The organism is Bacteroidales bacterium, from assembly GCA_035342335.1.
GTDB lineage: Bacteria > Bacteroidota > Bacteroidia > Bacteroidales > JAGONC01 > JAGONC01.
The window spans coordinates 91,264-100,137 of the sequence record DAOQWY010000011.1 but is presented as its reverse complement, the minus strand read 5'-3'; the positions used below and the strand labels follow the sequence as shown (position 1 = coordinate 100,137).

Sequence of the window (8,874 nt, the reverse complement as noted above, 5' to 3'; positions counted from 1 at the left end):
CTCTCTCCTCTCTCCTCTCTCCTCTCTCCTTTCTCCTCTCTCCTCTCTCCTCTCTCCTCTCAAAAAGGAAACTCCTCCTTATAATCAATCTCTTCCCCCTCTTCGGTTTCAACAGGTAATTCGGCTTTCAGATGGACCGGGTTGGCATCCACCACGATGGCTTTCGGGTCGGTGGGGCAGGCATATTCACAGGCACCGCATCCCACGCAGATCGACGTGGTAACTTCGGGAATGGTCAATCCGTGTTGATAAGGTACCATATTCACGGCTTTGGTGGGGCAGTGTTCAGAGCAGGCGCCGCAGTCTGTGTTTTCCGTATAAACCACACATTCGCGTTTGATGAAACGGGCTTTCCCCAACTGAACCTCTTTTTTCTGCTCAACCAGCAGGGGCAGGATGGCTCCTGTCGGGCAGACCTGGCTGCAGGCAACACAATCATAATTGCAAAAACTTACCCTGTAATCCATTACGGGCTGAAAAAGCCCTTCCCATCCATAACTGGCAAGGCTGGGCTGGAGCACCTGAGTCGGGCAGGCGCTCACACACAGGTAACATCCCGTGCAGGCACTGGTGAAATGCTGATGGCTGATGGATCCGGGAGGTGACACCGGCAACGTGTTCTCTGGTTCCCTGTTTCGGTGCCTGCCGTATCCGTGCCCTCCTCCACGCCCCGGCTGGCCTTTGACAGTGACCAGGGATCCGAACAAAATTGCGGACGTAAGCAGGAAGTTTCGTTTGGAAAGATCCGTTTTTACAGGCAAAAGCTCCGAAGTAGCCTTCTTCCAGAACGGTGAATAATGAATCCCATTGACGGAACACGCCTTCAGGCAATTGAAACAAACAACGCACCTCGAAAAATCCACCTGCTTATTCCTGACATCGATGCATCCCGCCTTACACGTGAACATACACGCGCCACACTGTGTGCACGACGGTTGATCAAGACTTATGCGGAACAGTGAGATCTTTGACAGATAACCCAGCAGCGTTCCCACAGGGCAAAGGGTGTTGCAATACTGTCGTCCACTGAAAAGAGGGAATAACAAAAGTACGGCGAAAAAGACCAGCGCAACCACAAAGGATCCGGTCACAAAACTGCGTATCTCCACCGGTTTGACAGCAAAATTATTGAAAAGCTTTAGTATGGAGGAAAGAAGGTTGTTCGCTCCAATGACCAAGGGGCGGAACAGTTCCACGAGAATCCTCCCGAAAATCGAGTAAGGATCCAGGATGTTCAGCAGCACCATGGATCCCGCCAGTACCGATATAAGCACCAGCCCCAGAATGGACAGTCGGATGGCGTTTCGGGCCTTGAGGAACCTGAACCGCTGCTTTTTCCTGATCTTTCTTTTCAGAAAGATCACCAGGTCCTGGAAAACGCCGGCAGGGCAGATCGTGGAACAGTAGATCCTTCCAAAAAGCAACGTCAGGATGATGACGACAAGGAATCCAAGCGATGTAAGGCTTAGGATATGAATGAACTCGATGAGGGAAGGAGTGAACTGCAGGAAAGTCAGTCCGTGATAAAAATGGTGTCCGACCAATTCGGTGAAATCCAGAAAGATGATCAGTGTATAGACAAAGAACACGACGGCCAGTGTGACACGAATTGTTTTCAGCCAGGCCCTGTTCATCAGGAATTACAAAATGATCCGGTTAATCCTCAGGCCATTCAGGTCAGATCGGCCTACACCAAGTTGTTCTGCAAGAACAATATGTTTAATATCTGCCGGCTCCTTACCAAAGATTTTTGCAGCTGCAGCATCTATCGTTACCATATCGGTCGACACGAGCAGCTGTTTCTGCAGGGATACATCGGCCGGGGAGACACCCCGCGGGCCATTGCGCAACATGATCCGGTATGCATCCACCACATTCAGGTCGGGCTTCCGCCGAAAGGAGGCATAATCTGCAATGCACTGCTGCAGGTCGTTGCGGTGCCAGTACATCCTGTCCCAGACCACACCCATGAGGTTCTTCATGGCTATGGTCATACTGGCAGAAGAATGATGCTTTATGACAGGTACATTGATGAATACATCTGATTGGAGGATCAGTTCGTGAACCTTGGTGCTTTTCAGTTTCACCCCGCCGGGAATTTCCACCTGCTGATAATAGCTTTCCTGGTTCCCGGGAACCATCTTGCCACCTGCATCGCTGACCGCCTGCTTGATGCCGCTGGTTTCATAGCACTGATCCCATTTGTCGCACGTGTTGTCAAAGACATACACCACCGAGGCACCAGCCGCAAGACACTGTTTAATGATTTGCTTCACCAGCAGCGGATTGGTGTTGCCAGCCCTCTCCGGCGGCACATCCCAGCCGATGTTCGGCTTCACCACCACCGACTGGCCCTTTTTGACAAAGGCACCCATCCCTCCCAGGGATTCAATGGCCTTAACGAACATCACATCCGGCTCCCCGCCTTTTACCGCGACCAAATCATAGGGAAGTCTTCCGGTTCCAGCCGGCTGGGCAAACAGCCGGTCAATGCCTCCCGTAAAAGCAACCGCCCCGGCAGCAAGGCCGGCACCAAGACCGGTCTTTATGAAAACTCTACGCTTCATGACAGTTCAAGTTGGATATAGTTTATGGACTTTATCGTTCAAATCAGCACCAAAATTAAAAAAAAAAGACTGTCGCGTAACCCTGGCAGTCTTTTTATGCAAATAGCTACATAGATTACTATTTCTATTTTCTCCTGTTCAACTCCGTGAGGATCTTATCCGCATCCTTCTGATAGTCGTGGATCTGATCGTTGGCGATCTTCTGAAAAAGAGCAATCGCATCCTCTGTTCTGTTCACTTTTAAATAACACAGAGCCAGGTACCATTCTGCCGGCTTTTTATAAAGACTGTTAGGATTGCCGGCGATTTCCGATAGGTAGGCCGTGGCATTTTCCAGCTGACCCGCTTCGATGTAGCAGATCCCAGCATAGAACCTGACTGCAGAATTATCACTGTCGGTTTGAAGGATCTTGTTGAATTGTTCGATCGCGACTGTAAAATCCCTGTCCTGATAACTGCGCAGGGCTTCCACCAGCTCGGTACCCGATCGCCGCGTCATCCTGAGCGGATGGTCAGAATCGTAATAGCTGCTGAAAAGCTTTTCGTTGGATGGATGCTGCGGCATCAGAAACAGGAAATATGCTGCGGCAACCAGCAAAATGACCGAAGCAGCGGCAGCGATCCGGTAGGGATTTGCAAACAGGGTGCGGACCACACTTTTCTTTTGCCTGGAATCCTGCATCAACTCCATCAGTTTTGCCCTGAATTCCAGCAGGTCCTCATCATTAAGAGCATCCGACAGTCGCTGGTCGAACCTGAATTCTTCGGCCAGGACTGTATCCTCTTTCATCCTGGATAAAAGATCACTGGCCCCGGCCTCATCCATCTCACCGCTGAGGTATCGCTCGATGAGTTTTGAATACTTGAGTTTCCTATTCATTGAACATCAAATTATGACTTCTGGGATCCTTCACAATGCTCTTTTTCAGTTTCTCCTTACAGAGGAACTTCCTTGTTTTCGTATATTTCACCGACTTATAGCCCATGATCTTCATGATGTCCGTCATGGGTATCTTTTTGACAAACAACCGCAGCAATTTTCGGCAATCCTCACCCAGATTGAGAAAATGCTGCTGAAATATCTTCATCCGTTCCCTTTCCTCATCGTGCACCTCAACTTTCAACTCATCCGAAAGTTCGATGAAATTCTCGATATCACCAACATAAGCGGGATCAATCTTATTTCGTTCCAGCTTCTGTAACCAGATATGCCGGCTTACCGAATATAAAAACGTAATAAAAGAGCATTCAAGATTCAGCTCGTTATCCCTGGTTTTCTGGTAAATGACCATCAATGCATCCTGAAAAACATCTTCAGCATCTTCGCGTGTGCCGTTATTGCGAAGGATGAATCTCCTGATCGTGTTGAAATGCTCATCAAGAACGAATTGGATGATCCTGGAATCTTTTTTTACCAAACCCCCGAGGATTTCCTCATCAGAGTAACGTAGCATCAACTGCTTTCTTTAATCCGGTTTTTACAAAAAGGTAATACATACATCCCTGATAATTTTAAAAAATTATGCACCTTGCAGGTTGAGATCAGCATCCGGAAAAGGATATTCGTGAAAGACAAAGGTATGAAATCCTGATGATCAGCAGAGGGGCACTGTAAAATTCAACGCTGCGCTCACGCCCTGCTCATTAACGTGTATCTTTGCAGTTGGCTTTACGACGATGCTTTATCCATCTGATTTTGAATCGAAATTAGGATTTGACCGGATCAGGGATATGATCCGGAAAAATTGCCTGAGCTCTCTGGGAGAACATTATGCCGATCAGATCGGGTTCAGTTCTGATCCGGAACAGGTTGGCACCTGGATTCAGCAGGTCTGGGAATTCAAGATCATCCTGACATCGGGCCTGGGATTTCCCGGTACCGACTATTTTGACCTGACGCACGAAGTCAGGCGACTGAGGACTGCAGGGACCTTCATCGAACCGGAGGTGTTGTTCGACATGAGATCATCCCTGTTCACCATTACGGAATGCCTGCGTTTCTTCAGGGGGAAGAACGGGGAGCGCCTTACGGCTCTTTCAGAATTAGCGCGTGATGTTAACGTTGACACCCGCATTCTGCAAAAGATCGATGCGATCATGGATGAAAAGGGCACTATCCGCGATACAGCCTCCCCTGCCCTGAAAAAGATCAGGCAAGATCTGCTTTCAAGGCAGCATCAGATCGACCGGCGCCTGCAGGTCACGCTGCAGAAGGCAAAAAAGGAAGGATGGATCAGCGACGATACATCGATCACCATCCGGGGAGGCCGGGCGGTCATTCCCGTACCCGTGACCCATAAACGCAAGATCCACGGATTCATCCACGATGAGTCTTCGTCAGGGCAGACCGTGTTTATTGAGCCGACCGACATTTTTGACATCAACAACGAAATCAGGGAACTTGAGAATGCAGAGCGAAGGGAGATCATCCGCATCCTGACGGCTTTCACCGACGACATCAGGCCCCAGCTGGATTCACTGGAAGATGCGTATCAATTCCTCGGGCAAATTGACTTTATCAGGGCAAAAGCCATGCTGGCCACCGGGATAAATGGAGAAAAACCCCTGATCAAGCCCTTTCCGGTCATTCGCTGGGTCCAGGCAGTCCATCCCCTCCTGTATCTGGCCCATCAGAGGCAAAATAAAAGTGTGGTGCCGCTCACCCTGGAGCTGGATGAAAACCAGCGTATCCTGATCATTTCAGGCCCCAATGCCGGCGGTAAGTCGATCTGCCTGAAAACGGCCGGCCTGTTACAATATATGCTTCAATGCGGACTGCTGGTCCCTATGTCGGAGTATTCGCAAATGGGCATTTTCAGGCAGATCTTCATTGACATCGGCGACGAGCAATCCATTGATAACGACCTGAGCACCTATAGTTCCCACCTGCTCAACATCAAATATGTAGTTGAGCACGCTGACAGGCATACACTTTTTCTCATCGATGAGTTCGGTTCGGGGACGGAGCCACAGCTGGGAGGCGCAATTGCAGAAGCCACTCTTGAACGTCTGCATACGATGGATGTTTTTGGGATCGTCACCACCCATTATACCAACCTGAAGCTTCTGGCAGGCAGGTTACCGGGGATTGTCAACGGCGCCATGCTGTTTGACCAGGAGCGGATGCAACCCCTTTACCGGTTGAAGACCGGCAATCCGGGCAGCTCCTATGCACTGGAGATTGCGCAAAAGATCGGATTTCCGGCTGAAATACTGGAGAATGCAGCAACAAAGACCGGAAAGACCCAGTTGGACTTTGACCAGGAGCTTCACCGGCTTGAACTTCAAAAGGAAGAGGTTGCCAGGAAACAGACTGAATTCAGGGTGGCGGATGAATTTTTGGCTGAAATGATCAGCAAATACAGTAAGATGATCGAGGAATCCGAAAAGGGCCGTTCCGCACTGTTTGCTGAAGCAAAAGAAAAGGCCCTCAGGATCATCGAGGATTCAAACCGTCTGATCGAGCAGACCATCCGGGAGATCCGGCAACACCAGGCGGACAAGGAGGCTACCAGGGATGCCAGGAAGAGGGTTGAGAAGTGGAAGGAGGATTTGGAGGGGATGGCAGAGGACAGCAGTCAGCAGCCTGTCCTGATGAGTCCCGACTGCGTCGGGATAAACTCCGCGAAATCAGGATCGGCAGGCAGCAGCGGAGCGAAGCGTAGTCCCGACGAAAGTCGGGATCGGCGGGAGGCGGGTCCTCGGGTTCACGGGTCTTCAGGTCAAAGGGAGGCACAAGGCGGGAAGGAGGAATGGAAGGCAGCGGGAAGGGATCTTAAGAAGGGGGATACTGTTCGGATCAGCGGGCAGAAAGTCCCGGGAGAGGTCATTGATATCAAAGGAAATGAAGTGACGATCGCTTTCGGATCGATGAAAGTCAGGGTGGCTGCCGACAGGCTCGAAACGATGGCCGGGAAACTGGAGGAGTTGATCAGTCTGCGGCCGGTCAGGTCACCGGGTTCGATCACCGGTGAAATTCATTCAAGGATGGCCGCATTCCGGCTGACGATCGATTTGAGGGGAAAAAGGGCTGAGGAGGCCCTGGGTGATGTCAGAAAATACATTGATGAAGCCCTGCTGCTGAACATTGCCGAGGTCAGGATCATCCACGGTAAAGGGGATGGCATTCTCTTACAGGTCATCAGGGACTATCTGAAGGAGGTTCCGGAGGTAAAGCACTTTGAGGATGAAAAGCTTGAATACGGCGGGCATGGTGTGACCGTTGTAAAATTCCGGTAACGAGCTACCCCGAACAGTAAAATTATCCATTTACCTTCTACATTATCAATCCATTCCGGCTTCGCTTCCTCAGGGGACGTTTTTTTTTGCTTGTCCTATGTGATTTATTAGCTATCTTTGCCAACCTGACACAAAAGGCGTTCACTTTTAAATACAGATTATGTCTTCATTGCGAAGAAAAACATCTGACCTGAAGAAGAGGATGCGGTTTGCCTTGAAGGGAGGGGGATCCAAAGCGATCGAGAAGCAGAAGGCAACCGGGAAGTTGACGGCCAGGGAAAGGATCATCACACTGCTTGATCCCAAATCATTTTACGAATACGATCTTTTTGCTGAGCACGCAGGCAGGGATTTCGATATGGATAAGAAATATCTGCCCGGCGACGGAGTCATTACCGGCACGGGGACCCTGAGCGGCTATCCTGTTTGCATTTATGCGCAGGATTTCACGGTAGCCGGAGGATCGCTGGGCTGGATGCATGCCAAAAAGATCACCAAGATCATGGACCAGGCCATAAAGCTAAAGGTTCCCCTGGTCGGGATCAATGACTCGGGAGGTGCCAGGATCCAGGAAGGGGTGAATTCACTGGCAGGTTATGGTGAGATCTTTTACCGGAATACGCTGGCATCGGGCGTAATACCACAAATATCCGTGATCCTGGGTCCCTGTGCGGGAGGAGCCGTCTACTCACCTGCCCTGACGGATTTTGTCTTTGTCGTCGACAAGATCTCCAAAATGTTCATCACGGGTCCGGAAGTCATCAAGGCAACCATCGGAGAAGAAATCTCGATGGAAGACCTTGGCGGAGCGAGGGTTCATGCCGAGATCACGGGAAATGCCCATTTTTATGCTGAAAGTGAGCAGGAATGTTTTAACCAGATCAAACAACTGGTCAGTTATATTCCCTGGAACAACGAAAAGAAAGCGGAACCCTTCCCGAAGCGTCCGCCCAAGACCCGCCTCTACAAGATCGACGATATTTTCCCGACCAATCCGCGACAACCTTATGATGTGCGCGATATCATCAAAGCCATCGTGGATGACTCCGAATTTCTGGAGATCCAGGAACATTTCGCCCGAAACATTGTCATTGGCTTTTCACGTCTGGGGGGTGAAACCGTAGGAATCGTTGCCAACCAACCCCTTGTCCTGGCAGGTGTGCTGGATGTGGATTCATCAGATAAGGCAGCCCGCTTCATCCGATTCTGTGATGCCTTCAACATCCCGCTGGTTACCCTGGTGGATCTGCCGGGTTACCTGCCCGGTGTTGACCAGGAGCATGCCGGCGTTATCCGCCATGGCGCCAAGGTACTTTATGCATACTCTGAGGCCACCGTTCCCAAGATGACGGTCATCCTGCGCAAAGCTTATGGTGGCGGATACATTGCCATGTGTTCCCATCACCTGCGTTCCGACTTCGTCCTGGCCTGGCCGACGGCAGAAATTGCGGTCATGGGCCCGGAGGGAGCCGCCAATATCATTTTTAAGAATGAAATAAAGAATGCAGAAAATCCCGAGGAAATGCGAAGACAAAAGATCAAAGAGTACAAGGAAAAATTCGCAAATCCTTATGTGGCAGCAGCCTATGGATACATCGACGCGGTGATCGATCCCAATGATACCCGAAAGCTCTTAATGCAGTCTCTGGATGTATCTGCCAATAAGGCAGTGGAACGACCCATCAAAAAACATGGAATTCCTCCATTCTGATCAATTTCTTTCCAATGAACAGCCTATGAATAAACTGAACCATTCTGAGAACAATTTCAAAACCCTGACGATCGACAACATTAAGTACCGTACACAACTTACCAGTAAATTCCTTGCGCGAAAGAAGTTCGTTCCTCCGGATCCCAAAAAAGTCCTTTCATTCATACCCGGGTCCATTCGCAAAGTGAATGTCCAGACCGGCAGTGAAGTGAAGACCAATGACATACTGATGATTCTTGAGGCCATGAAGATGAACAACTACATCCTCTCACCGGGCGAGGGAGTTGTGAAAAAAATCAATGTCAAGGCCGGGGATGTCGTTCCGAAGGATTTCATTTTACTGGAATTCAAATAGGT

Annotated in this window: 7 protein-coding genes; 3 read left to right on the top strand and 4 right to left on the bottom strand. The window is 50.0% G+C overall.

The genetic code is table 11. The annotated features are described in order from the left end of the window. Nucleotides 1–59: 59 nt before the first annotated feature. The 4 genes from PKI34_07460 to PKI34_07445 all read right to left on the bottom strand — a co-directional run bounded on the left by PKI34_07460 (nt 60) and on the right by PKI34_07445 (nt 4,021). A complete protein-coding gene (locus tag PKI34_07460) occupies nt 60–1,634 on the bottom strand; it encodes a 4Fe-4S binding protein (protein ID HNS17639.1) in 1,575 nt (524 codons plus the stop codon). Nucleotides 1,635–1,640: 6 nt separating this feature from the next. Beyond that, nucleotides 1,641–2,567 carry a DUF362 domain-containing protein gene (locus PKI34_07455; GenBank protein HNS17638.1) on the bottom strand — a complete coding sequence of 309 codons (927 nt, stop codon included), beginning with the start codon at nt 2,565–2,567 and terminating at the stop codon, nt 1,641–1,643. A 124-nt stretch (nt 2,568–2,691) separates the two neighbouring features. Further along, nucleotides 2,692–3,447, bottom strand: coding sequence for a tetratricopeptide repeat protein (locus PKI34_07450; protein HNS17637.1), 756 nt, complete (start codon nt 3,445–3,447; stop codon nt 2,692–2,694). Then, nucleotides 3,440–4,021: a sigma-70 family RNA polymerase sigma factor gene (locus PKI34_07445; GenBank protein HNS17636.1), complete on the bottom strand. Its 582-nt coding sequence runs from the start codon at nt 4,019–4,021 to the stop codon at nt 3,440–3,442. The genes PKI34_07450 and PKI34_07445 overlap by 8 nt, the downstream gene beginning before the upstream one ends. 277 nt (nt 4,022–4,298) lie before the next feature. On the opposite strand from PKI34_07445, the gene PKI34_07440 reads away from it, so the two are divergent. The 3 genes from PKI34_07440 to PKI34_07430 all read left to right on the top strand — a co-directional run bounded on the left by PKI34_07440 (nt 4,299) and on the right by PKI34_07430 (nt 8,872). Continuing rightward, nucleotides 4,299–6,806: a Smr/MutS family protein gene (locus PKI34_07440; protein HNS17635.1), complete on the top strand. Its 2,508-nt coding sequence runs from the start codon at nt 4,299–4,301 to the stop codon at nt 6,804–6,806. 160 nt (nt 6,807–6,966) lie between these two features. Continuing rightward, nucleotides 6,967–8,517 carry an acyl-CoA carboxylase subunit beta gene (locus PKI34_07435; protein ID HNS17634.1) on the top strand — a complete coding sequence of 517 codons (1,551 nt, stop codon included), beginning with the start codon at nt 6,967–6,969 and terminating at the stop codon, nt 8,515–8,517. Between the two features lie 25 nt (nt 8,518–8,542). Beyond that, nucleotides 8,543–8,872: an acetyl-CoA carboxylase biotin carboxyl carrier protein subunit gene (locus PKI34_07430; protein HNS17633.1), complete on the top strand. Its 330-nt coding sequence runs from the start codon at nt 8,543–8,545 to the stop codon at nt 8,870–8,872. The last annotated feature ends 2 nt before the right edge of the window (nt 8,873–8,874 follow it).

Bases quoted from the DNA above. Each gene is read 5' to 3' on its own strand.
- PKI34_07460 (HNS17639.1), bottom strand. From the start codon at position 1,634: ATGAACAGGGCCTGGCTGAAAACAATTCGTGTCACACTGGCCGTCGTG.
- PKI34_07455 (HNS17638.1), bottom strand. From the start codon at position 2,567: ATGAAGCGTAGAGTTTTCATAAAGACCGGTCTTGGTGCCGGCCTTGCT.
- PKI34_07450 (HNS17637.1), bottom strand. From the start codon at position 3,447: ATGAATAGGAAACTCAAGTATTCAAAACTCATCGAGCGATACCTCAGC.
- PKI34_07445 (HNS17636.1), bottom strand. From the start codon at position 4,021: ATGCTACGTTACTCTGATGAGGAAATCCTCGGGGGTTTGGTAAAAAAA.
- PKI34_07440 (HNS17635.1), top strand. From the start codon at position 4,299: ATGATCCGGAAAAATTGCCTGAGCTCTCTGGGAGAACATTATGCCGAT.
- PKI34_07435 (HNS17634.1), top strand. From the start codon at position 6,967: ATGTCTTCATTGCGAAGAAAAACATCTGACCTGAAGAAGAGGATGCGG.
- PKI34_07430 (HNS17633.1), top strand. From the start codon at position 8,543: ATGAATAAACTGAACCATTCTGAGAACAATTTCAAAACCCTGACGATC.